Annotated in this window: 26 protein-coding genes; 2 read left to right on the forward strand and 24 right to left on the reverse strand. The window is 41.3% G+C overall.

Features of this window, described 5'->3' with window-relative positions; all coding sequences use genetic code 11:
* Positions 1–226: 226 nt before the first annotated feature.
* From HP399_RS15930 to HP399_RS16035, 22 genes are all read right to left on the reverse strand, one after another.
* On the reverse strand, positions 227–982 hold the full coding sequence (locus HP399_RS15930) for a CPBP family intramembrane glutamic endopeptidase (protein WP_173617530.1): 756 nt from the start codon (positions 980–982) through the stop codon (positions 227–229).
* A gap of 1 nt (position 983) precedes the next feature.
* Positions 984–1,607 (reverse strand): SdpI family protein, encoded by a 624-nt coding sequence (locus HP399_RS15935; protein ID WP_173617531.1) that lies wholly within the window; start codon positions 1,605–1,607, stop codon positions 984–986.
* Positions 1,608–1,623: 16 nt separating this feature from the next.
* Complete coding sequence (locus HP399_RS15940; protein ID WP_007729097.1) at positions 1,624–1,881, reverse strand: autorepressor SdpR family transcription factor; 258 nt, start codon at positions 1,879–1,881, stop codon at positions 1,624–1,626.
* A 559-nt stretch (positions 1,882–2,440) separates the two neighbouring features.
* On the reverse strand, positions 2,441–2,911 hold the full coding sequence (locus HP399_RS15945) for a hypothetical protein (protein WP_173617532.1): 471 nt from the start codon (positions 2,909–2,911) through the stop codon (positions 2,441–2,443).
* 227 nt (positions 2,912–3,138) lie between these two features.
* Positions 3,139–3,747: a DUF4304 domain-containing protein gene (locus HP399_RS15950; protein ID WP_228088268.1), complete on the reverse strand. Its 609-nt coding sequence runs from the start codon at positions 3,745–3,747 to the stop codon at positions 3,139–3,141.
* Between the two features lie 44 nt (positions 3,748–3,791).
* Positions 3,792–4,211, reverse strand: coding sequence for a ribosomal maturation YjgA family protein (locus tag HP399_RS15955; RefSeq protein WP_228088562.1), 420 nt, complete (start codon positions 4,209–4,211; stop codon positions 3,792–3,794).
* A 320-nt stretch (positions 4,212–4,531) separates the two neighbouring features.
* Positions 4,532–4,903 (reverse strand): iron chaperone, encoded by a 372-nt coding sequence (locus HP399_RS15960; RefSeq protein WP_173617534.1) that lies wholly within the window; start codon positions 4,901–4,903, stop codon positions 4,532–4,534.
* A gap of 16 nt (positions 4,904–4,919) precedes the next feature.
* Entirely contained in the window at positions 4,920–5,318 is a 399-nt protein-coding gene (locus tag HP399_RS15965) for an SRPBCC family protein (protein WP_173617535.1), read from the reverse strand.
* Entirely contained in the window at positions 5,315–5,644 is a 330-nt protein-coding gene (locus HP399_RS15970) for an ArsR/SmtB family transcription factor (protein ID WP_173617536.1), read from the reverse strand. The genes HP399_RS15965 and HP399_RS15970 overlap by 4 nt, the downstream gene beginning before the upstream one ends.
* Positions 5,645–6,074: 430 nt before the next feature.
* Positions 6,075–7,310: a HAMP domain-containing sensor histidine kinase gene (locus HP399_RS15975; RefSeq protein WP_173617978.1), complete on the reverse strand. Its 1,236-nt coding sequence runs from the start codon at positions 7,308–7,310 to the stop codon at positions 6,075–6,077.
* 4 nt (positions 7,311–7,314) lie between these two features.
* On the reverse strand, positions 7,315–8,013 hold the full coding sequence (locus HP399_RS15980) for a response regulator transcription factor (protein ID WP_173617537.1): 699 nt from the start codon (positions 8,011–8,013) through the stop codon (positions 7,315–7,317).
* 84 nt (positions 8,014–8,097) lie between these two features.
* Entirely contained in the window at positions 8,098–10,080 is a 1,983-nt protein-coding gene (locus HP399_RS15985; protein WP_173617538.1) for an ABC transporter permease, read from the reverse strand.
* Positions 10,081–10,104: 24 nt separating this feature from the next.
* On the reverse strand, positions 10,105–10,791 hold the full coding sequence (locus tag HP399_RS15990; RefSeq protein ID WP_173617539.1) for an ABC transporter ATP-binding protein: 687 nt from the start codon (positions 10,789–10,791) through the stop codon (positions 10,105–10,107).
* A gap of 26 nt (positions 10,792–10,817) precedes the next feature.
* A complete protein-coding gene (locus tag HP399_RS15995; RefSeq protein WP_173617540.1) occupies positions 10,818–11,537 on the reverse strand; it encodes a lipoprotein BA_5634 family protein in 720 nt (239 codons plus the stop codon).
* A 241-nt stretch (positions 11,538–11,778) separates the two neighbouring features.
* Positions 11,779–13,215, reverse strand: coding sequence for a sensor histidine kinase (locus HP399_RS16000; protein WP_173617541.1), 1,437 nt, complete (start codon positions 13,213–13,215; stop codon positions 11,779–11,781).
* Positions 13,216–13,869 (reverse strand): response regulator transcription factor, encoded by a 654-nt coding sequence (locus HP399_RS16005; protein WP_173617542.1) that lies wholly within the window; start codon positions 13,867–13,869, stop codon positions 13,216–13,218. It lies immediately after the preceding gene.
* A gap of 96 nt (positions 13,870–13,965) precedes the next feature.
* On the reverse strand, positions 13,966–14,751 hold the full coding sequence (locus HP399_RS16010) for a hypothetical protein (RefSeq protein ID WP_173617543.1): 786 nt from the start codon (positions 14,749–14,751) through the stop codon (positions 13,966–13,968).
* Positions 14,752–15,077: 326 nt separating this feature from the next.
* Positions 15,078–17,267, reverse strand: a complete 2,190-nt coding sequence (gene katG / locus HP399_RS16015) for a catalase/peroxidase HPI (RefSeq protein WP_173617544.1) — start codon at positions 17,265–17,267, stop codon at positions 15,078–15,080.
* A gap of 279 nt (positions 17,268–17,546) precedes the next feature.
* On the reverse strand, positions 17,547–17,822 hold the full coding sequence (locus HP399_RS16020) for a hypothetical protein (RefSeq protein WP_173617545.1): 276 nt from the start codon (positions 17,820–17,822) through the stop codon (positions 17,547–17,549).
* 90 nt (positions 17,823–17,912) lie between these two features.
* Positions 17,913–18,665 (reverse strand): GNAT family N-acetyltransferase, encoded by a 753-nt coding sequence (locus HP399_RS16025; protein ID WP_173617546.1) that lies wholly within the window; start codon positions 18,663–18,665, stop codon positions 17,913–17,915.
* Between the two features lie 134 nt (positions 18,666–18,799).
* Positions 18,800–19,813 (reverse strand): alpha/beta hydrolase family protein, encoded by a 1,014-nt coding sequence (locus HP399_RS16030; RefSeq protein ID WP_173617547.1) that lies wholly within the window; start codon positions 19,811–19,813, stop codon positions 18,800–18,802.
* Positions 19,814–20,108: 295 nt separating this feature from the next.
* A complete protein-coding gene (locus HP399_RS16035; RefSeq protein ID WP_173617979.1) occupies positions 20,109–20,705 on the reverse strand; it encodes a class I SAM-dependent methyltransferase in 597 nt (198 codons plus the stop codon).
* A 198-nt stretch (positions 20,706–20,903) separates the two neighbouring features.
* On the opposite strand from HP399_RS16035, the gene HP399_RS16040 reads away from it, so the two are divergent.
* Positions 20,904–21,695 (forward strand): MerR family transcriptional regulator, encoded by a 792-nt coding sequence (locus tag HP399_RS16040; protein WP_173617548.1) that lies wholly within the window; start codon positions 20,904–20,906, stop codon positions 21,693–21,695.
* The gene (locus HP399_RS16045; RefSeq protein ID WP_173617549.1) at positions 21,692–22,312 is read left to right on the forward strand and encodes a GNAT family N-acetyltransferase; all 621 of its coding nucleotides are present in this window, start codon (positions 21,692–21,694) and stop codon (positions 22,310–22,312) included. Before HP399_RS16040 ends, HP399_RS16045 begins: the two co-directional genes overlap by 4 nt.
* Here the strand turns inward: HP399_RS16045 and HP399_RS31165 are convergent.
* Positions 22,288–22,446, reverse strand: a complete 159-nt coding sequence (locus tag HP399_RS31165; protein WP_173617980.1) for a GrpB family protein — start codon at positions 22,444–22,446, stop codon at positions 22,288–22,290. The two genes, HP399_RS16045 and HP399_RS31165, sit on opposite strands and share 25 nt — an antisense overlap.
* A complete protein-coding gene (locus HP399_RS16050; protein ID WP_173617550.1) occupies positions 22,446–23,501 on the reverse strand; it encodes an NAD(P)/FAD-dependent oxidoreductase in 1,056 nt (351 codons plus the stop codon). The genes HP399_RS31165 and HP399_RS16050 overlap by 1 nt, the downstream gene beginning before the upstream one ends.
* Positions 23,502–23,519 lie beyond the last annotated feature (18 nt).

Consider the following 23,519-nt stretch of genomic DNA (forward strand, 5'->3'; position numbering starts at 1 on the left):
CTCATTCCTAATAAATTCCATTCTCTATATTACCGCTCATTTTTTTGGTATTCAATAAATTTCCATAAAAATTAAAATTTGTTTTTCATTCCGCTTTTTTACGAAACAGGAAAGAAGACCAAAAACCCCTTGTGACGGAGTTTTTGATCTACTTACTCGAATCATCTCTCGAAATGTAAAGAAATTGTATGTTTCTACACACAACAGAATCGTATGCGAGGCGGTCTTATTTAATGAAACCATGAAGGATGATATCCCCTATCGCGTGAGCAATCATTGCGTACTCCAGCCCGCGCTTCCAATAGAGGTAACCAAATAATATTCCTGCCACCCCGTTAAGAGCCATCGTGCGAATGAACAACAGCGGGGTAATCTCACCAAAATAGACATTTGCCGCAGGGAGATGACCAAGCCCAAATATAAGGGCTGCCCCAATGATGCCTGCCCAGTACATCCAGGGCTTAGGGGAGGCTTTACGTCCGAATAACTTGCTCAAAATCCACACGATCATTGTCATCATGAACAAGCGAACCATGACTTCCTCGTATACTCCGCCTTGAATGGATGTCAGGATACCTGCCCAAGTCGACACTTCTACGTCTTGGGCTTTTTCCGCCAAGATTGGTAGTAATGGTTGGAAAACAGCGAGTTCCAGTATGAGGAGAAGACCTGTTGCTGCAAATCCAAAGATGACTGCCTGAATGATTCCCTTTTTGTTGAAGGATTCTCCACCTGTTTTATATAGCCACTTCCGAATGACAGGGGCATCCAGCCCCACCTTGATTGCAAAGGTCAATCCAATCCACGAAAACAAAAATGCCATAATGCTTCCTTGCAAGACGAAAATTGCCATTGCAACCGGTATCGGGAGAGGTATCATTGCCAATGCATCCCCACCGATTGCCAGCATATATGGAATAGCTGCGATAAAACCAATAGCGCTCACCAATGATAACAGAATTGCTATTTTTAAGTTTTTCATTCTACTTTCCCCTTCCTGTTCTTTTGTAATAGTAGTGGCTGCTTCCGAAAGAAATCAGAATCGTCACCAATACAATGATTAACATCAGGACATAATGAATGGTCGTTGGTAAAAATGAGGTGAGCATGATGAGGATTCCTCCGAAGAAGAACACACGGGAACTCAATAGGTGGGTATTTTTCCAGACCTCTTCACTAGCGAGTGACCATGGCGTGCGTATCCCAATCAGATAGTTATGTCGAAAACGAGGCATAAAATTTCCTATCGTTACAAAGAGAATTCCTAAAATAAGCGTGACAAAAATCCCAATATTTAACATATATCCATATCCATATGCGATTATCACGCTATGGATGACGAGAAGTACGATCATTAATGTATTCAAGATTGTATCGTGACTGCTTTGGAACTTTTGGTAATACTGTTTTTGACTGCGAACAGCCACGAAAATAAACAGCATCACAACCGGAATAAAGGATACACCCACAAACTTAGGCGCAAAACCATTCGGTTCGCCATTTGGTCCCCAATGAATTACCATCTGATCTGGCATGGAGGGATAACAAATGACGCCCAAGACAACACTGATGAAAAAAAATAAAATAGACAAATTCGATTTATTCATGTGATTACCTCACTTTCTAATGGAATTGGATAAACCATTTTAATAAGTCTTGAAAAACGGTCGTATTAAGTGAGTAGTAGATGTTTTGCCCCTTTCGTTCGTCGTAAACCATTTGTGCCTGTTTCAACAAACTGAGGTGGTGGGAGATGCTGGGCTTTGTCATTTGAAAATGGTCGGCTATCTCTCCAGCCGTCATATCTTTCTCCCTCAACAGGTCAAGAATTTTTCTTCTTGTGGGATCAGAGAGTGCCTTAAATGCGTAATTCATTGACATAATCAATCCATCCTACTTTCATCCATCATTTTTAGATATTTAGGAATTTATCTAAATATCGCGTTTAGAAATGCCTTGTGCCAGCTCGTAAGTAACCACTGGATGGAGGGAGTTTTAGGATATTCGTGTAGTTTATCAATTCTACCATAAATTCAAAATTCCTCCAATAATTTGCACATGGTATGTAATTCGTCAATGAAATCGAATATAAGCAGCCATCCCCTATGCCCGTGATCTCCAAATCAGTGAGTATCTCCATTTTCCATTTCGTGAATAAAGGGACGTTTCATGAGGAGTTTGCAAATATACAATTTATCCCAACTTATACGCACAATTACATTTAATTACACTTTCACTGAATATTCAAGTCTCTTTTTATAGGCTATTATTCTCAACCATCAAAATGACATCAGTCTGCCACTTTTTTGGTTTGGGCTAAATATTTGCTTACATAGCACTTTCCGAAGTATGTATAATGTCGAGTGACATAAGCATTTTCTAGCAACACGCAGTCAGTATCCTTGGTTATATCACTCGACACATGAGCACAACTTGTCAATTACGATTGGATACGTGAATATCGAAATGTATGCCAAATTCCATTATCATCCTGAATGGTTAGATAGATTTGCCCCGCTCCATAATCCGCCATGGCTACGTATACTTTTCCAGGGGTATATTCGCCTACATAATTACCATAATAATCGCTATCAAATGTTAATCTTCTTCCCGATATTTCAAAGGTTACCGATGTCCCTGTAGCTGCTATACATTTGACATTTACTTTATCTACTGCTGGTTGTTGATAGGTTTGATCATTTTGAGTTTGCATTGAGCTTTGCTGTCTAACAACTTCTAAATCCTTTTTTAATGCGTCATTCTTTTTCGTACATGCTGACAAGGCTTCTTGTACTTCCGCCAGACGTCGCTCTAATCTGGCAATGTGTCTCAGTAATTCGTAATCGTTGTATTGTCTGCCTTCTCCCGCCGAAATTGGATAATAGCCCTCTTGTGGATACCACCCGTACATAAATTCCCTCCTCTATTGGCTTTGATACACTTTACGTTATGGATTTTCTGCCTAATTGTTCGCCTATTTTACCATAAATTGGTTTTATACTAACTCCACGAAATGAAACAGCGGCCACCTAAGACCTGAAAATCAAGTCTTAGACTGACCGCTGTTATTATTAAACGAACGTTCCCGTTAGGTTCATGTCATAGCCCGAGGAATGGGTGAGACCCCTTTGTGCTGACTTATCGCTTATCAATTTCCACTTCGTATTTATTGAAGATGGCCGAGTATTTATTCTCAAATATGGTCCATCGCTTTTCAGTTCCGTACTTTTCCTGCAAAGCCTTCAAATATTTTTTCGCCTCTACTACATTATTGGATTGTAAGAGCAAATGAAAGCTCTCTTCGCTCAGATGTAAAAATGGACCTGAAGTGTAATAATCAACAATGGATCTGGCACTGGTCATAGTATCATAAAACTGAATAACCTCATCTAATCCACTTAGCAACGTTTTTCTTAAATCATCCATATTCGTATCAAGAGTGATTGAAAATCGATCTGGAACAGACTCAACAATTTCCCCAATTCTTGCTCTGAAGTGACACTCCGCTTCTTGAGGTGCTGTTAGAATCTCTCTCGATTGTATTTGTGCCAACTCCGCTGCATAAATACCACAGTTCACATAAAACATTACATTGTCCGCTGCATTGCCAGCAGATTTTTGGAGGTTGAACATGTAGATGAGGCTTTCCGTTCTCTTAGTGAAATTCAAACTCTTCTTTGCGAAGCCACGTTTGGAAAGGAACGGCTTTACATCCTGTTTAATCATATCGGTAAAGATCTGCTGCAACTTGATCCCTCCTAGAAGTTTACGATAGTTACATCCTCCAAAAATCACGAGCGCTTACGCCAAGGCCAAGCTAGATCGAGCAGGGCAGCGACGGCAGCTCCCGCAGTGTACCGTACAAGGTCCGCCGTCAAAAATCCTTTTCCTAATACCAACGCCCCAATAGTTGTCGCCCGGAGGTAATTGATCCAACCGGCCTGATACAATTGGCTGGCCTCGATCGCAAAGCAAAACGCGAGGCTGCACCACAGCGCGAAAGAAATCTTTTTATGAGCATAACAGGTGCGAAAGCCGAAGTAGATCATACACGCCCATAATGCATCGCCAAAATGCTCAGCTACAAAGACAGGCAACACATCGGCGAACGCTCTGGACCCTAAGCCCAAAGCCATGACAACAAAAACGGCCACGAAATAGGCGAGCCTCTCTCTCCATCGACATGCGGAGTGCTTGTTACATGTGCTCATAGGTATCGTTCGGTAGTACTTCCATTCGGTTTTGTGCATATACCATCAATCTTCCTCTACAGAGAGAGTAATCTAAGTCTATTTTTTCACAGTCTAACACTTTCATATTGAATCTAAAACATTATTTTTAGTGAACAACTAGATTGAGCTACGTTCTCGTCAATACGTTCTTTCGTCTACTTTATAGCTTCTCAAGTTGTTCACTTTGCGTTGAGACCTTTTTGGATTTTTGCTTGAAAAGCTAGGATTAGAGAAACATATAAAAACAGATCACTGAATGGTATCTAGGCCAATCAAGTGATCTGTTTTATGATGGTGAGCTATTTCCGCCAAAAAGTTGAACAATCTGCCTTATCCAAGATATTAAATTCGATCATTTTCTCAAGTAATGCGAAATCAACCGGACTATCCCACCGGATACGTACCAACTCTTTGGTGTGATCATAGCCAGCCTGTACAATTTCATCAGAAAAACGAGAAATCCCTACCCTTTCTGGGGAAACAGCCAAATGATGTTTGGCAACGCTAAAGCCAATAATAAATGTGCCGTGATCGGTAAACATAGGCTGATTCCACGCAATTTTTGGCATTAAATTTGGAAATTTCTTAGTTACCCACCCCAAAACTTCTTCCGTTCGGGCATGATGTTGCGGGTTATCAATACGCGCTAAATATTCTTCAAAAACTTCCATGTTGTTTCCTCCGCGGTTATTGTTCCAATACCGTTTCAAACTTGCCGAACCATGCACTCCAGCCATACTTGGCGCCTTCGAGTCCGTGAACATTTGAGAATCCAGTTTGTTCGAGATGAAGGTTAACCTTTCCGTCCCCTAAATCCTGCAGCGTCCAGGTGACCGTATGCCGCTCGTCTCCGGTAGCCCAAGAATAGGACAACCGGTGTGGTGCTTCCACGACAAGCACTTCACCGTCAACGATTCCATCCCAATATTCGGATGGCTGATGGCGAAACTGAAAGCGATGCCCCACGACGGGTTTAAAATCATTTTCCGCGATCCACTTTGCTAACTTGCTTGAATCGGTCAGTGCGGACCAAGCCTTCTCAATCGATGTCGTGTACTGAAAATCCAAGGACAATGCTAAACTCATTCTTCTTCCTCCTCAAATAGTTGGTTCAAGCGCAACATATTCATACTCCAGTACTTGCTGTAGAAAGCCACCCAATCTTGAATTTCTTTGAGTGGAGAGGCGTTGAGCCTAAAACGCGTTTCTCTGCCGACTTTTCGATCAAGTACCAGTCCAGCCTCTTTGAGAATCGTCAAATGCTTGGATACCGCTGTACGGCCCATTGGAAACTGCGACGTCAACTCGTGAAGCGGCAACTCCTCTGCCTCTGCTAACAGACGAATCAGTCGGCGCCTAGTAGGATCTGCAATCGCGGCGAACACATCCCGCAACTGGTTGTTCTCGCTCACATCACCCGCTCCTTAATATTTTTACCAAGGGGCAGCCATTCATGTCTTCGGGTCTAGTGCCCACGAGGCGCGGACCCCAAAATGGACCACTTTTCGTGTCTCATTGATTATAGGACACCATTTGGTGACGTTTTAATTTTATGACACCATTTAGTGTCATGTCAACATTATTTTAAACTCCACATGAAAAAGAGTTTTTTCTCGATTTTGGCCTTGAGGTCCTACTGTCGTGGGCCAGAGGGAATTGTTTTAGAGTTGGCGGAGCCAATTAAATAAATTGGTTCGCCTTTTTGAACAGTTCTTTCCCCTAAAATGCAAAAAGGCAGCCATTTTGGGCTGCCTGCGGCGCTTCTATCCATAAAACACTATCGGACGGTCAATTAAGCGTAAGGAAGAATTTAACTTCTCTACTACCCTTTTTCTTCTGTACTTAAAACTTCATGAAAGTAATCGTAAATCTTGTAAAGCTGTCTTTCTCACTCTCCACTTTAATCAAGGCATGATGTGCTTCGATAATGGCTTTGACTAGCGCCAATCCAATCCCAGTCGAATCATGCTTTTTAGAACCTGTTGCTTTGTAAAATCGATCAAAAATATGGGACAATTCCTCAGGTGCAATTCCTTCTCCAAAATCTTGAATCACCAACTCCGTATAAATTGGCGTATCTTTTACTTGAATCATGATTGTACTGCTGGGTTTGGAATGCTCGATCGCATTCTTCAGCAGGTTCAACAAAGCTTCCTGCATCCATAGTTTATCGTGGGCAACGACGATTTCCTTTGGCGCATCCCAGTCAATCGCTATATGCTTATCACTGATCATGCTTGCCAAGCGATCCAAAACTTCCTCGATCGTCTCCACCAAATTGGCTGGCTCTTTATCAAATGAAATAGCTCTGGCATCGATTTTCGCTACTTTTAACAAATTTTGAATTAAGACATTCATTCTCGCGATTTGAACTTCATTATTTTGCAGGAGTTGAACTTGCTGCTGACGAGGCAGCTCTGCATTCAACAACATTTCATTGTAGATGGATATCGTTGAAAGAGGCGTTTTTAATTGATGGGAGATATCTTGCAGCATTAGTGCTAAAAACTCTTTCTCTTCCAGAAGATCCTGCATGCTTTTTCGAATGATATCTTTCATGGAACGAAAGGAAGCCGCTAGTTTGGCGAGATCCCCTTCTTTATTTTCATTGATGACTACCGTGTAGTCCCCATCGATTATTTTTTTTGCTGCGGAAGTAAGTTGTCTAATTTTATGGAAGACCATCTTGTATTGCAAATAGCTTGCCCCAAGCAATATCAATCCGAAACAAATCAATCCCCAATAAATCCATTGATTATGGCTGGCAATATGTTTATTTAATAGGGGAAAAAGCTCTGATTCCAAATCTTCATATAATCCATACTGTCTAAAGATCTCTCTTCCTTTTTCCTGATACACACTTGAATTAGATGCGTGACTTGTTAAGACTTTCATAATTTCCGCTTCATTCTCGGGATTTTGTTCAACCAATCTAGCCGTAATTTCACTCCAGGTTGCAATAGAGTCGCTTTTCAAAGCATCATAAAACAGTTGATGTGCAATAAACTGGTGAATGGTAAATAGTGATAACAGAACGGCCAGTATCGTCATATACCCTTTCAATTCGGTATTCTTCATCATCTTACTCTCTACTCACATCCTTATTCCACCGATAACCTAATCCTCTTTGGGTGACGATAAACTGCGGATTTTTGGGGTCATCTTCCACTTTATCTCTTAGACGCTTAATGTATACAGAAAGCGTATTTTCATCAAAAAAAGCATCTTCTCCTTCCGATACTTTCATCAAGAGATCATCTCTTTTTAGTACTTTATGGGCGTTCATCATGAAAGTTAACAGAAGCTTGTATTCAAGATTGGTTAATGGAATGTTTTCCTGATTTTTAAAAGCCTTGACGAGGTTCGTATCCATTTTTATATTTTCAGATGCTAAGGTGATGGAGGAAGTCTCCAACCGCCCACGTTTACGCAATTGCACTTTCACTCTGGATATGAATTCCTTGACTCGGAATGGTTTCGTTATATAATCGTCCCCGCCAATATCCAAGCCCATTACTACATTTGCTTCTTCATCCAAGGCCGTTAAGAAGATAATAACCGATGAATCGTTTTGTTTTTTGAAATGCAGACATAAATCATAGCCGTTTCCATCTGGAAGGCCAACATCTAGGATCGCCAAATCAAAAGGTTGATGATCAAACTGGCGTTTCGCTTCTTTTACACTAGAGGCTCTGACCACCTCATAGCCTTCATTTCGCAATGAGAATTCGATGGCTAGACCTAGCGCCTCATCATCTTCCACAAGCAATATTTTATTCAAGGTTGTCCTCTCCCTATCATCATTCCATTTCAGCCATTAACCAAATCCGAATAGCCCGACTATAAAATAGCCAGGCCCATTCTATCATTGTTCCCTGATAACATCGATAAGATTATCTTTTTGGATTTTTCTCAGTGGTAATAGAACAGATAAAAAGCTGATGATCAAAGCTGAAGCAAACGTAATGAGACAAGCTTCGTAGGGGATCGTCCATTCGACCCTCAAGACACCGGAAGCCGCCAAATAGATAATATAAGAAAGTATACAACCGAAAAAGATCCCTTGCAAACTTCCAGAAAAACCGTAAATCAGCGCTTCATAGATGATCATTTTTTTCAAATTCCTTTGTGACATGCCTATGGATTTTAACGCAGCCAGTTCTTTTCGTCTGATGATAATGCTAATCGTAATCGTATTAAGGATATTGAGACTGCCAATCAAAGAAATGACTGTGATAAAACTGTATACCAGCACTTTTATGACGAGCTCCGAATCTTTCTTCACTTTATTCTCTTCGATGTGATTCACAATGGTAATGGCGTGTTTTTTACCAACAGACTCCTCGATGTGAGTAACTGTTGCAAGAGATTGTGTCTTATCCTTCAAATCGATTTCAAAATGGAGGTCCTGTTCCTTCACTCCGGATACATTTTCAACCGACTTCAAAAGCTCCAACATTTGCTGTCTTTCTGCTAAAGAATCTTCATGATCTTGTTCCAGATAGATGGATAGATCTGATTTCGTGGATAAGTCCTTCATATATTTGGATGCAAATGCGATATCCATCATAGACGAGAAAGTAATAAACAATACACTGGATATAATGATAGATAGAATCGTAATGGTATAACGATTTTTATTTCTTTTGACATTTTTCAAGGCTAGGCTCAAGGGAAAAGATAACGGCTTTCTCAACACGGTATTCTTGTGTTTTTTGATCGCCTCTTTTTTAATGGATAGCCTGCTGCTGATTGCCAGCAGTGGGGATATTCTACCCGCAAAAAAAGCCGGATAATAACTGGACGCTAGTACGGCCGTCAGCGTAATGATCGAACTGATGAATAAAATCTGCCAATCGATATGGAAGAACGAAACACCTGCACCATCTTCTAAAATGATCGAGAAAATGGATTGGAGTGCAGCAACCGCCAATATGCTACATACAAGCCCAACCGGTATGGCGATAACAGCCAGCACAGCAGCTTCTCTCATCACGATTTGTCTAATTTGCTTTCGCGTAGCGCCGATGCTTCGGAGCAAGCCGAACTGCTTCATTCGCTCTACGACGCTGATTTGAAAAGCGTTGTAAATCACCACGACTGTCGCGATCACAACAATACTAACGACGATGACGAGAACAGCCAAAATCGATTGATTCGATCCCGGTTTCAAAACTTTGATCAATTCCTCATTGATAACCAGATTCTCGTCTTTCGTAAGTGATTTTATCTCCTCTACAACCGCTTTAAAGTCCGCCTTCTCGTTTATTTCGGCTAAGATCCTACCCTCTCCGATAGCAAAATCATGTTTATAGGTTAGTAAACGTCCCACTTTATTTATCTGAGTGAACGCCCGATTATCTAGTAAACCAACTAGTTGATAGGTTTGACCATCCAATACAAATGAGTCGCCGATCTGAAGACCCTTTTTCATATAAGGAAGCGTCCATGAATCGACAGCTGCTTCACGGTCATTGGCCGGTAATCTGCCATCAATGAGACTGTAGGTTAAAAACTCCATGGCGCTATGATCAGCGAAATTCTTTTGAACAGAAACCTCTCCAACCGGAACGATCCCGCCCTGAGACATCAAGCCATACGATGCTATTTGTGGATTATATTTGATTTTGTTTAATAGTGCTTCATCGTAATTTGAAATACCGAGATGAAAAGAAAACCCGTTTATCTTCTTGATGTTCTCGATTTGGGATAGTTGTGATCCTTTCATAAAAAGGCCGACTGTGGAAATTAACGCTACAGAGAGTATGATTCCGATCAAAGTCAAAATCGTTCGTTTCATATTCCCCTTTAAATACTTGCTGCTTAATTGTTTATAACTGCTGATCAAAATCATTCTCCTCCAGTCTTTTGGCTAATTCGCAGCAAGCCGTTGATCTGAAATGATCGTACCGTCTTCTATCGTGATGATCCGGTCAGAAGCCGAAGCAATCGCAAGATCGTGCGTAATCAAGACAATGGTTTGATTGTATTTTCTAGCAGTCAATCGTAATAAATCTATGACTTCCTTCGTATTTCGCGTATCCAGATTACCTGTGGGCTCATCCGCCAAAATCAAATGCGGTCGATTCATTAAGGCTCTGCCGATGGAGACGCGTTGCTGTTGACCGCCCGATAATTCGGAAGGCAAGTGGTCTTTCCGTTCATGGAGACCCAGGATTTCAATCAGTTCATCCAAATATGTCATATCTATCGGTTCATCATCCAATAACATGGGCAACGCGATATTTTCCTGGACATTCAATACCGGGATCAAATTAAAAAATTGAAAAATAAACCCGACTTTTCTTCTTCTGAATATCGAAAGCTCATCATCTGTATAATCGTAAATATTATGATCCCCAATGAATACTTGTCCTGAAGTTGGACGATCCAACCCGCCTAAAATATGCAGCAGTGTACTTTTACCTGAGCCGGAAACACCAACGATGGAAACAAACTCTCCTTGCTGAATCGAAAGGTGAATCCCTTTTAACGCATCTACCTTGTTATTACCTTCCCCATAACTTTTTACTACGTTTTCCATCCGTACAACTTCCATACCGTTCACCCTCTCATCACCCAAACTCAATCTTGTACGTCTACGAAGTTTACTTTGTCTTCACTATTTGCGTATACGTTCCCGATTTCTTGTAAGACTTGGTTCACCTGATCTTTCTTCTTATAATCGAAGCTGCGATTTTCAAACTGGATCAAGGAGAGCGTTGACTCTGCTTCGGTTAATTGGTTGTAAGTCTGTTCGTCAACAATAACAAGATCCGCTTGTGGTATATACCCGATCCACATCTGATGCTTCACATACGCTACAGGTACCATCTTGCCGTTCAAATCGATTTGGTTATTCTTCATTTCTGCATCAATTATAGAGTAAAACAGATTTTGACCATTCGATAATTCTTTGATGCTGGTAACAGGGTCTGAAATAATAGACGTGCTGTCTGGATCTTGTCTGGCTCTGAGAATCCCCTTCTTGACGAATTGCTCTGCGGTGGATCGAGTAACAACCGAATATTTGATCTCTCTAGTATCAAATTCTTGACCTGTTTCTTTCTGATCTTGCTCTGACAATTTCGTAATTTTTTTCGTTGTAACCAATTTCATTTTGTAGTCCATCGTTTGTTTGGTGTCATCTTTATACAACTCTTTGACCTTATTCGCGTTGTTTTCTGTGCCAATAACGAGCACGCCATCGACCGCTTGCGATGGACCTTCTACAAATCGTTTTACTCCGAATCCAATCCCTGCAAAAATCACAATAACCAATAAGAAACCTATTACTTTTTTCATCTTAATTGCTCCCTTATAAACTATTTATGTCTGGATTATAGACGAGACTTTCATGTAATTGAATGACTCTTGTCTAACGATTTTGACCTTCTTTCTTACATTTTAGTAAGAATGGAGATAATGATACGTTTGTTCGAAAGAAAAAGGCTGTCTCGCAGTCATTGTTCATGACTTTTGGGACAGTCCTCTCTACTTTTTCAGATTATGCTTTTTTAAGATTGAACCGATCCGCTCCCGGGTGTTAACAATGAAAAACCAATTGGATAATTGTACCTTCACCGAGCTTACTTTCTATTCTAATTTCTGCGTCATGAATTTTAGCTATCTCCTTACATAATGAAAGCCCGAGCCCGAGGCCTCCTCCATTCGCTCTCGATCTCGATTTGTCGGACATAAAGAATGGCTCAAAGACTTTTGTTATGTCGTCATCAGGAATACCGATCCCTGTATCTTTCACTTCAAGAATAATTTTTGACTCCGTATCTCTGTATGAACGTACAAGTATTTTATCGTTGTTCTTCGATGCTTTAATCGCATTGTCTATCAGGTTTGCAAGTAAAATTTTCATCAAATCCTTATCCATTAAAACACTCAGATGCTCCGTCGATATTTCCAGATCCATATTCTTTATGTTCAGCTTTGGAATAAAGGAATGTTTGATTTCCACAAAAAGTTCGTCAAGTTTTCCCTTTTTCAACTCAAAATCTTCTTCTCGCAAAACAATGAGCTCCATAAGCTTAAATGTCAGTTTCTCTAGCCGCTTTCCTTCTTCATAGATAAAGCTTAATGAGTTGATATAAGTCTCTTCATCATGTTTATTCGTTCGTAAATAATCCGCATAGCCTATGATCGAAGTTAAAGGAGTCCTAAGTTCATGTACCAGGTTATCGATAAACCTTTGCTTGTCTTCTGAAGTTTTTTTAAGCTGGTTTACTTTATCTTCTACATCAGCGGCCATCAAATTGAAATTTTCCGCTAACAACCCGATTTCATCATTCGATTTCACCTTTACTCTTTCGCTGAAATTCCCGCCTGCAATTATTCTTGTTGACTGGATCAGTTTATTAATCGGTTTTACGATAAACATGCTCATGATTATGGTAACAATGACCAAAATTGCTGAAACAAGAGCATTTAACTTGATTAAAAGGCTTAATAAGTCTTCTCTATTTTCATAAACACTCGAAATATCTTTCACATAAGAAAGCTTATAGTGATTATTTTCCAAATAAATATTCTTAGCTATAAATAAGTAAGTCTTTTCCCCTAGATCCCGTATGATGTAATTTACTTTATCGGATGGGATGTTTAATTCTTCTCGATGAGTAAGAGTTATCTTGTTGTTTTTAAAATGGCTAAAAATCACTTCGTTATTTTCATCTATTACATCCAGATACACATCCTGTTCTCCGAGGTTGTCCAAGTACGTACGAATCATGGAATCTATGTTTGGTTTGCCAACTCCTTCAGCATCCGGGTTTGAAGATTTTTGAACTTTAAGTAGATATAGATTTGATTCTAAAGAGTTAGCAAATCGATTCTGTTCACTTATCCCGGAACGGATCTCCATATTGAGATTGAGTTCAAAGCTGCTATTAATAAGGTAAATGGATGCTGGTACAAAAAAGATCTCAAATATGATTAATGTACATAAAAATATCCTCTGCCAAAATTTCATTTATTCCTCCAGCCTATACCCCAATTTAAATACTGTTTTAATTTCATCTTTCCATCCCAGCTTTTTTCTTAGCTTTTGTATATGATTGTCTATCGTCCGAGTTTCGCCAATGTAGTCATATCCCCAAATTTTTTCTATGATTTTTTCCCTCGTTAATACGATGTTTTTATTTTGTACTAAAAACACCAATAACTCGAACTCTTTCAAGGTAAGCTCAATCATTTCACCGTTCTTTTTCACCTGCATTTCTTGCAAGTATACTTCTGTGTCTTTAAAATTTATGATGTTGCTTTTTTTATTGTAATGCCTTAATACATTTTCAATTCTGGCCAGTAATTCAATCCCTTCAAAGGGTTTCGTCATATAGTCATCTACTCCCGCTTTTAATCCATACACCTTATCCGCAACTGAACTTTTCGCAGTTAAAAAAATGACAGGTATCCCTAAAGGTTTTATTTTTTCAAATAAAGTAAATCCATCAACTTTTGGAAGCATGACATCCAAAAGTATGAGATCAAAACGATCGCTTTCAATTACACTCAGGGCTTCCTCTCCATTAAAAACGATTGAACTCTCATAATTTGCGGTATTTAAATTCAATTTTATTAAATTTGCTACTGCGATATCATCTTCTACAACTAAAATTTTTATCATCTGTTTTTACCTCATTCCTTTTGTAACGGTTAGATGGAGTAAGTACCATTTTGGGCACTTACTCCATCTTTTACGTCCTACAATATCTTAATTTACTTACAGTTCTCTGAAATTCTCACGGTAATCTTTTTCTTCGGAAGGTAGAGGGATTAGTCTGTCATAATTAATCTCATATCTAGATACTGAATAATTCTTCAGACTAATTGTCATATCTACATCTCTTCCATCTTCCAGGTTGCAAAGAACACGTACGGTTCCGGAACTAGCATTCTTACTAACCTTCATGGTATTTTCCTTAACATTTTTCTGTTGTTTATCAAAAAAGTTGATAACCGCAGATTTAACTTTCTCATCATCGATTGTTGTCACTGAGCTTTGAGCTTCATTAGTGAAAGCAGTTAAAGAAACAATTTCACCTGTTTTTTCATTTATGACAATCTGATTAGAAGCGGCCATGGGCTGGTTTAAGTCTTCAGCACGAACAAACTGTACAACGATAACATCTGCTGTATCTTTTTTGGCGTTTTCTTTTAATACAGCTGCATCTTCTTTTGAATATAAATCCATAAAGAACTTAAAGTTATCTTGGTTGTTCGTTCGATTTACACGCGCCTCACCAAAAGATTTCGCGTCAAGCCCCATATAGTCTTTTAGAGCTTTGGTTGCCATTTTTACCGCTTCTTCATCACTAATCTTTCCATTTGCTACTTTGACTACATCATTTGTAGTGGTTTGATTTGTGCCATTTCCTTCTTTGCTTGCCAACGTTACGACTTTGTTTTTAGTAGAATTAACTGCGTTATCGCTTGCAAATACAGCTGCTGTAGCACCGCCTACAATTGTTAGTGCCATTGACAAAACGAGAATATTTTTTTTGTTCATGGTAATGCCTCCTGAAATTTTTGTTTTTGGTTTGGGCACGAAACCCTTGTTACAGTTAATAGAATATAGCGTTCATATGTTAAAAGTATCTTTCAGTTGTCTCCAAGTTGTAAATTCTATAAAAACCATTTCGTTCGTTGTTACAGGGAAGATTGAAAACCACCTGGAGGCTTGCTTCAGATGGTTTTCAAGAGCGGGTTTCACATTCCTACCGTTGAATGAGATTAGAACATCGTAACCGATTCAATTTCTAATATTACTATAGAAAAGAAAAGCAAAGAACAGTATCCAACAACAAATACTGTTCTTTGCTTTTCATTTTCAGATTATGCTTTTTTAAGATCGAAACGATCTGCATTCATTACCTTCACCCATGCAGCAATGAAGTCACTCACAAACTTTTCTTTGTTATCGTCTTGCGCATAAACTTCTGCAATGGCACGCAGAACGGAGTTTGATCCGAACACGAGGTCAACAGTAGTCGCTGTACGCACGACTTCACCGGATTTGCCATCACGTCCTTCAAATACACCGCCGTCTACAGGCTTCCACTGTACGCCCATGTCTAGCAAGTTAACGAAGAAGTCGTTTGTGAGTGTACCTACGCGATCCGTGAATACACCGTGTTGTGTGCCACCGTGGTTTGTACCGATAACACGCATACCGCCAACGAGTGCAGTCATTTCTGGAGCAGTAAGATTTAGTAACTGTGCCTTGTCTATCAGGAGTTCCGCAGGACTGACACGATATTGCTTCTTCTGGTAGTTCCGGAAACCATCAGCGATTGGCTCGAGTACGTCGAAGCTTTCTGCATCGGTTTGCTCTTGTGTTGCATCGCCACGTCCAGGAGCAAAAGGAACCGTTACATCAAAGCCAGCATCTAGTGCGGCTTTTTCTACTGCGGCACTACCGCCGAGTACAATCAAATCGGCCATGCTGACTTTTTTACCAAAGTCCTCTTGAATGACTCGTAGGATCGTAAGCACCTTTTCAAGTTTTTTCGGCTCATTCGCTTCCCACTCTTTCTGTGGAGCAAGACGGATGCGAGCACCATTAGCGCCACCACGCATATCCGAGCCACGGAAGGTACTAGCAGAAGCCCAAGCCGTTGTTACCAGCTCGCTGACGGTAAGGCCAGACTCTAAGATCCTTGTTTTCAGCTCTGCTACATCTGCATCTGTCAAATCATAATCAGCAGCGGGTATAGGATCTTGCCAAATAAAATCTTCTGCTGGAACTTCTGGACCTAAATATCTTGAGCGAGGCCCCATGTCGCGGTGTGTGAGTTTGAACCATGCACTTGCAAATGCATCTGCAAACTCCTCTGGATTCTCATAGTAACGACGAGAAATCTTTTCGTATGCGGGATCCATACGCAAGGCCATATCCGCAGTGGTCATCATCGTTGGAACACGAACGGATGCATCTTCTGCATCTGGTGCAAGATGCTCATCAGCAGGATTTACAGCAATCCACTGGTGGGCACCTGCCGGGCTCTTAGTCAGCTCCCATTCATATCCGAAAAGTAGTTCAAAGAAACCATTATCCCATTGTGTTGGATTCGCAGTCCAGGCACCTTCTATACCGCTGCTGATGGTGTCGCGACCTTTACCGGAACCGTGTGTGCTCTGCCATCCTAAGCCCATTGTTTCCAAAGGAGCAGCTTCCGGCTCTGGGCCTACAAGAGCAGCATCTCCTGCCCCGTGAGCCTTCCCAAATGTATGGCCGCCTGCCACGAGTGCAACGGTTTCTTCATCGTTCATTCCCATGCGTTTGAAGGTTTCGCGAATGTCGCGAGCACTAGCAAGCGGATCTGGATTCCCGTTCGGACCTTCTGGGTTCACATAAATCAGACCCATTTGAACAGCAGCAAGCGGATTCTCGAGCTCACGATCGCCGGAGTAACGCTTATCGCCTAGCCATTCCTTTTCAGCGCCCCAGTAAATATCTTCTTCTGGATGCCAAACGTCCGCGCGTCCGCCTCCAAAACCGCTTGTCTTCCCACCCATGGATTCAATAGCAGCATTACCTGCTAGAATGTACAAGTCTGCCCAAGAGATCTTGTTGCCATATTTTTGCTTGATCGGCCATAGAAGTCGACGAGCTTTGTCAAGGTTGGCATTGTCTGGCCAGCTGTTAAGTGGAGCAAAACGCTGTGTGCCGGTTCCAGCACCTCCACGTCCGTCTGCTGTACGATATGTACCAGCGGAGTGCCAAGCCATACGGATAAATAATGGGCCGTAATGTCCGTAGTCGGCAGGCCACCAATCTTGGCTGTTTGTCATTAGATCATAAAGATCCTGTTTTAAAGCCTGGTAGTCCAACTTTTGGAACTCTTCTGCATAATTGAACTCTTCGCCCATAGGGTTAGATTTTCTGTCATGCTGATGCAGGATGTTCAAGTTCAACTGGTTGGGCCACCAGTGTTTGTTCGACGTAGCACTAGGGTTGTGATTCGTAGTGCTACCGTGCGAAAACGGGCACTTTCCAGTGTTAGCGGTTGCCATAGAGTCCATTTGTCCCTCTCCCGTCATTTAAATTAAGTATTACATAATAATACTTCTAATTAATTTATATAGCAGTTAACAAGAGAAATCAACATCTTTTTGTTTTTTCCTCCTGAGGATTAAAATATATGAACTCTTTCATTTCCGAAAGGTTGATTCTAACGTATGCATGGACCGTGTAGATTATGATCTTGTCAAACTCCATTGTTCGCCTTCTATTCGATCCATCACAAAAAGCCCACTATTATCCGCGTAACGGAATGTGTGGGCTTTTTGGGCGTAACTGGCTTACTTGATTGTTACTTGAAATTCCGAGCCTGGAGCACCGGTGAATACCATTGTTCCGCTCTTCGGCAGAGTCACTTTGTTGTTGCCACTGACGATGGAATAGTTGAGAGGGTATTCGCCTTCCTTATCATATACAGCGAAAGACCCCTCCTTTGGTAGTTTGACCGTTATCGTTTTGCCTATTGCTTCTGCCGCGATTTTCTCCAATCCTTGGCTATCCGCAACCGCAGGGGCGACGCTTGCAGCCGTTGCTCCGGTTGGTGCTATCACAGTCAAAGCAAGTAAGCCCCCATTTTCTTCGTAATAATGTCTCTGCCATCTGAGCAAATGAATGATTCAATCAATATGAGACGAGACATGGGACTCTCATTCCATGCAGTCGGGAGAAATCACTTCCCATTTTCCAAACAGCGTGAAACCCGCTGCTTTCGCCAAAGCCGTAGACGTATGGTTATCGAGTTGGCATCGATACTGCGGTTCGTATCCCTGACCATAGGCGTATTTGCAGATAGAACGAACCACTTTGCGGGCGTGACCTTTTCCTCTAAAGGATGTCAGCGTCAGTACCCCAAGATCCGCAATTTGCGCATCCTCCTCCCATGGATACATACTGGAAGCGCTGACTAAGCGATTTTGCTCAAAAGACCCGAACACCGCCCAATGATCCAATTCCACATAAGCGTCATCCAAATCTTGTTCCGAGGCGGAGGATGCGAACTCGGAGAAAACCGCCTCATCATGCACGGTTAACCGGCGTAAGTCACCTTCGAGGTTTTCTTGCAGCAATACGTTCTTATCGGCTTTTGAAAAATAAAAAAGATAGTCTGCGCCATGCAGTGTGACGCCCGCTTCATTCAATTTCTGGCGAAAGATCGACTCAGACAAGGATTGTCGTGGAGAGAGGCCTATCTTATCAGCCAGCGCAGGCGTCAAGACCGCCATAACACGTCCGTCGGAGGTTTCCAACACCATGACCCGACTATCTTCGTCAAGTGCAGGGTTTATGGCAACAGTAAAAGAGTCATCACTATAGAGGACGTCACCGTTCAAAAATTGCTCCCGCCAAAAGTCAGTGATCGTTTGTGAAAATACAGGCGCACTTCTTACTGGATTTGTCATTATGTTCACTTCCTTATACGTTAGACTTATGTGAAGCACATTCTTTACCTTGATATAGTGTGAAGGTCAACAACAAAACACCATTGGAATGCATCACCTTCATTGTTTAGACTCATCGAATAGTTCTTCCGCCATTATGTATGCTTCGGAAGTTTCTTTAGAAATTGATCGATTGCATCCATATAACCCGGTATCGTAATTTGTCTGGGAGCGAAAAGACTAATGAGGACTGCACGTATATTTGAATTAGCCGTTTGCTTGCTTAACATGGAGTGATCAGCGTCAGGGAAGACCGATACGGTCAGCAGCTCAGGTTTTACGATATCGCGATATACCCTTTCTGTATCCTTCACATCGACATGTATATCTTCTTCCCCCAGAAGCAGAAGCACAGGCGAATTGAAATTTCGAAGGTCATCAGTGGCATCTGACAAGAAATTTTTGCTCACAAATGTCCATCTTTCTTTTGACATCAAATTATTTTCGCGAGCGGTTTTTACATACTCCTCATAGGAGACCTGTTTTTCCAAAAGGGTGAGTACTTGCAAGTCATACGCCTCTTTGTCTTGAATTTCCGCTTCTGAGTACCCGTCTATCACCATTTTTTTGCGTGTATGGTATTGCCCTTGACTTACCCAATTAATGGCGGGCGATAGAAGAAGGCTGAATGCGAGCGGTTCCTTCTTGGCGAGCTTTGGAATGACCCATCCTGCCTGGCTTGCTCCCCAAACCCCAATTTGTTTCTCGTCAATCATTGGCTGCTCTTTTGCCCAAGCAATAGCCTCACGCGCTTCTTCCACGCGGTCATCTATACTCTGATGTAACCAATTGCCCTCGGAACCGTTCATTCCTCTCTTATTAAGGGACAAGGAGGCGTAACCAAGAGAGGCTAACCGCTCAAATAGCGGCTTATAGCCATCATCATGCGTGGCATCAATAGGTCCATCACCATGTATAAACAAGACTAAGCCCAATTTGTTCGTGTAGTTTTTAGGCAGTACGAACGTACCGGTCAATTTGCCTTCAGATGTCTGGATTTCAACGGCTTGCTCAATCATATCAAAGCTGTTTTGCTCCCATATGTATAGTCCTGCACCGCCAAATAGCAGGACGATGATCATCATGGAAATCATTATTTTCTTTTTCATCTACCCTTCTCCTCTTGAAAAGATTTCATAGTGAATATCTCCAACCATACACCTTAGGTCAGACCTAAGATCAAGTAATATTAGAAGAAGTCATTATAGGCATATTAAGTCTTCGAAAGGTGTGACAAGTTATCTTTGCTCCCGCCTGAATGGTCAGATGATTGTAACTTGAGCTTAGAAAGAGGTTTTTGAGTTGATAACATTTAAAATGCAAGATTTGTGTGGACGGTACGGTACTTGGTAAGAAGCTGCGGATTGAAGAAAATTAGGATAAAGAGATTGGGGCAGATACCCATCATTTTCTTACTACCAGTTGAATGACATGGGCTAATCCGGTGTGCGCCTTTCCTGCCACACGCTCTTGTTCGCCATAGAAGAAATGGATCACCTCATGACCTTTGCACCAAGCAAGAATTTCTTTTGGATCATAAAGCATGTCAAGTTCCTGGGGGCCGCCTGTACCATACTTTAATTGTTTCTCCGAGAATACCTCAAGCATGAGAATTCCTTTGGGCTTTATTGCCTTTTTCATTTTATTCAGAACCATCGTCTGAGCATTTTTATGAAAATGTCCATATACCATAATCGCGGTATCATACTGTTCGCTCGGCACATCCTCTTCCAAAAGGTCAATTTTTTGGGTTTGTACGTCAACGGAATGCTTCCGAGCCAGTTTTTTCGTTTTTTGCAATCCGCTCTCCGCATAGTCAATGGCTGTCACTTCAAGATTTCTTTTTGCTAAAAAAACTGCATTCCGGCCTTCACCCTCTGCAAACGCGATCACTTTTTGTCCTTGTTCTAACCGAAAAGCTTGTTGTTGAATAAAAACGTTAGGTTCTTCCCCATAATAATATTCTTCCGAATGAAAGCGCTCATTCCAAATATTCGCCATACTCATCGGCCTCCTGTCATTAAAATCCATTGTAGATTTATTATATCTACAATATCTCCAAAGACATGGATGTGTCAATATCCCGTGGTATCGAGAGCATCTAAAAAAGAGTCTACCTTTGAACGTACCTCTTGACCTTAGGTCTGACCTAAGGTGTATGGTTAAGATATTCTACCACATCCTAAGGGAGTAACGTTTATGAAGAGTGAAATCACCATTAGCGAATTAGCTAAGCTTATGAATGTGTCTGTTCATCAGATTCGTTATTTTGAAGAGAAAGGGGTTCTTCTACCTGCTTACGTAGATAACAATCAGTATCGAATGTATAGCATGGATCAAGTTTACCAGCTAGCCCATATTCTGTTGCTTCGCAAATTGGGAGTGCCTGTCCAGTCGATTAAAGAATGCATGACTTCCTATTCTGCTGATCAATACGGGCAGCTACTCAATCGTTCTTTGAGAGAAATAAATAAAGAGTTGCTTCGCCTTCAAGAGCTTCAGCAATTCATAACAAAGGTTTTGCATGAACAAAAGAATTTTCAATCTCACACGAATCCCTACCAAATAAAGTGGCGTGAAACCACTTATTTGGCACGGTGGATCGAAATGAGTTCACAAATGACGCTAAACGCCAAACTGTTAGCTGAACAGGCCAAGTCAGTCCCGAACTTGTTCGAATCGGACATTCATTTTATCGAGGATGGTTCCAGTACCCTTACGTTATACACGGAAACAGAAGCGCCTGGCGATTTTTCAATACCCAGCGGCAACTATCTGTCTACCCAGAGGCTAGTCCATGAAGAGGATGAGCTTGAACAAGTGATTGAACAGTTTTACACCTATGCCGCAGCTCAGTCTCATGTTATACAGGGACCCTTGATTCTCATTGAAAGATCTTACTTATCCCTATTTAGTCAAAGCCAGCTGCATTATGAACTACAAGCTATGATCGAACCGACTACCCATTTCGAAAGGGGAACCCGATCATGACTGTATCACCAATTACGATAGAACCTATGCATTCTATGTTCAATCAACAGATTGGTCAACTTCTTGTTCACGGGTTTCGTGGGAAATTCCAAACCCTTACGAAGCTCAATGATGGCGATCTCGCCCTTTTTTTCGAAAAGTTATTGGATCATGTTCCTTCAGATCCTGCAAGTCAACGAATGGTCGCGCTACAAGAGGGAGAAGTTATCGGGACGATATCCATCAAGTGGAAGACCGAATCTACTAGCATGAAAACATTTCCTGGATGGAAGAACTTCCATCGTTTTGGAAAATGGAATCTCCTGAAAATGTTCATCGGGTTATCTTTCTTAGACCATAAACCAGAGGCTGGAGAATGTTATATTACAGACGTTGTTGTCCATCCGGATCATCAAGGCAAAGGAATTGGAAACCTGCTATTGCAGTGGGCGCAGAATTTCGCACAAACACAACCTAGCCTAGACAAGTTAAGCTTGTACGTCGCAGGCAAAAACCCCCGGGCAGAGCAGCTTTACCAGCGATTATCGTTCCATACGCAATTGCGAGAAAGCAGCTTCCTATCACATATTTTATTCAAAGAGAAAAAATGGAGTTACATGGTGAAGAGATTAAAATAACTCATGACAAAGGGCGAATCGTCTCTACTAGAATCCGCCCTTTGCTCGCTAGCTTCCTCTTTCATTCTCCGTATTTCTTTACATATATCTGGCTGTTCGCGAAGGTAATCTCTGAACGAAAGGTGTCTTTCAATTAATCTATTTCACGAGAAAATCGGATTAGTCGACAGCACTCTAATTCTTTCATCTGTACGTTGTTTATTATCTCCTTCGCAGCTAAGCGGCTAATGATGGGAGCTAGTGTAACAGCTGAATGCATAACGGTCAGATAAAGACCCTTTATTTGGTCATGAAATCCCACAATGGGGTAACCGTCTTCAGGCATGGGTCGCAAGCCTACTGTGATGCTTTCCAGCTCCAACTTTTCTCCTCCTTTTAAATTGTGCCGTAGAATTTCAAACGCCCGCTTTCCAACTGCCTCTGGTCCATTTTGTTCAGACTCATCGATATAATCTTCCGCTGCTAGTAACGTATCATCGGTTAGTTGTCTCGCTTCAAACATAGAATTTGAAACTAAGGTGTGGATCAGCTTTTCTTTCGATTTCATTCGGATCAGTATAGAAGGCGAAGGAGCGACAGGAACATTGAAGCCTACTGGCTGACAGAGTTCGGATATAGCTGTGCCAGTTGCTAATACAATCACATCTGATTCTATTAAACCATGGGAGGTGTTTACCCCAACAACCTTAGAACCCTCTGTGATTATTTGCATCACTTTTGTATCAAACAGTATGTTCGCTCCATTTTCTTCTGCTTTTTTCACTAAAAGTTTTGTAGTCAAAATTGGATCTAGTGCGCCTTCTTCGTTCGCATAATAAGCTTCCTCGGGGTATTCCTTTAGATTCGGTTCTAATTCTATGATTTGCTGCCGTTTTAATGGTTGTTTACGAGACTCGTCATAATCTGTAGGGGTTTCCCAAGTCAGTGATCCATCCCATTTTATTTCTAGATCAGGTATCTCTTTTTCTAATTCATGATATTCGGCTATCGATGCATCATACAAATGTCGAAAATTTTCTAATACCCGGCCCGATGGATTAATCCAAGCGAAAGATTTATTAGTGACTTCACATGCAGCAGTTGAATTCGTCTCTAGTAAAGTGACATTCTGATTCTGCTTTGATAAATAATAGGCCATGGATGCACCAACAATACCAGCACCAACCACTACAATTTTTTGTTTCTTCATCGTGAGAGTTCCCTCCTG

The sequence above is a fragment of the Brevibacillus sp. DP1.3A genome (assembly GCF_013284245.2).
In the GTDB taxonomy this organism is placed as follows: domain Bacteria; phylum Bacillota; class Bacilli; order Brevibacillales; family Brevibacillaceae; genus Brevibacillus.

What these genes read in the sequence shown, in the direction of transcription:
- HP399_RS15930 (WP_173617530.1), bottom strand. Translation starts at nt 982, where the DNA reads ATGAAAAACTTAAAAATAGCAATTCTGTTATCATTGGTGAGCGCTATT.
- HP399_RS15935 (WP_173617531.1), bottom strand. Translation starts at nt 1,607, where the DNA reads ATGAATAAATCGAATTTGTCTATTTTATTTTTTTTCATCAGTGTTGTC.
- HP399_RS15940 (WP_007729097.1), bottom strand. Translation starts at nt 1,881, where the DNA reads ATGTCAATGAATTACGCATTTAAGGCACTCTCTGATCCCACAAGAAGA.
- HP399_RS15945 (WP_173617532.1), bottom strand. Translation starts at nt 2,911, where the DNA reads ATGTACGGGTGGTATCCACAAGAGGGCTATTATCCAATTTCGGCGGGA.
- HP399_RS15955 (WP_228088562.1), bottom strand. Translation starts at nt 4,211, where the DNA reads ATGAGCACATGTAACAAGCACTCCGCATGTCGATGGAGAGAGAGGCTC.
- HP399_RS15960 (WP_173617534.1), bottom strand. Translation starts at nt 4,903, where the DNA reads ATGGAAGTTTTTGAAGAATATTTAGCGCGTATTGATAACCCGCAACAT.
- HP399_RS15965 (WP_173617535.1), bottom strand. Translation starts at nt 5,318, where the DNA reads ATGAGTTTAGCATTGTCCTTGGATTTTCAGTACACGACATCGATTGAG.
- HP399_RS15975 (WP_173617978.1), bottom strand. Translation starts at nt 7,310, where the DNA reads ATGAAGAATACCGAATTGAAAGGGTATATGACGATACTGGCCGTTCTG.
- HP399_RS15990 (WP_173617539.1), bottom strand. Translation starts at nt 10,791, where the DNA reads ATGGAAGTTGTACGGATGGAAAACGTAGTAAAAAGTTATGGGGAAGGT.
- HP399_RS15995 (WP_173617540.1), bottom strand. Translation starts at nt 11,537, where the DNA reads ATGAAAAAAGTAATAGGTTTCTTATTGGTTATTGTGATTTTTGCAGGG.
- HP399_RS16000 (WP_173617541.1), bottom strand. Translation starts at nt 13,215, where the DNA reads ATGAAATTTTGGCAGAGGATATTTTTATGTACATTAATCATATTTGAG.
- HP399_RS16005 (WP_173617542.1), bottom strand. Translation starts at nt 13,869, where the DNA reads ATGATAAAAATTTTAGTTGTAGAAGATGATATCGCAGTAGCAAATTTA.
- HP399_RS16010 (WP_173617543.1), bottom strand. Translation starts at nt 14,751, where the DNA reads ATGAACAAAAAAAATATTCTCGTTTTGTCAATGGCACTAACAATTGTA.
- katG (WP_173617544.1), bottom strand. Translation starts at nt 17,267, where the DNA reads ATGGACTCTATGGCAACCGCTAACACTGGAAAGTGCCCGTTTTCGCAC.
- HP399_RS16025 (WP_173617546.1), bottom strand. Translation starts at nt 18,665, where the DNA reads ATGACAAATCCAGTAAGAAGTGCGCCTGTATTTTCACAAACGATCACT.
- HP399_RS16030 (WP_173617547.1), bottom strand. Translation starts at nt 19,813, where the DNA reads ATGAAAAAGAAAATAATGATTTCCATGATGATCATCGTCCTGCTATTT.
- HP399_RS16035 (WP_173617979.1), bottom strand. Translation starts at nt 20,705, where the DNA reads ATGGCGAATATTTGGAATGAGCGCTTTCATTCGGAAGAATATTATTAT.
- HP399_RS16040 (WP_173617548.1), top strand. Translation starts at nt 20,904, where the DNA reads ATGAAGAGTGAAATCACCATTAGCGAATTAGCTAAGCTTATGAATGTG.
- HP399_RS16045 (WP_173617549.1), top strand. Translation starts at nt 21,692, where the DNA reads ATGACTGTATCACCAATTACGATAGAACCTATGCATTCTATGTTCAAT.
- HP399_RS16050 (WP_173617550.1), bottom strand. Translation starts at nt 23,501, where the DNA reads ATGAAGAAACAAAAAATTGTAGTGGTTGGTGCTGGTATTGTTGGTGCA.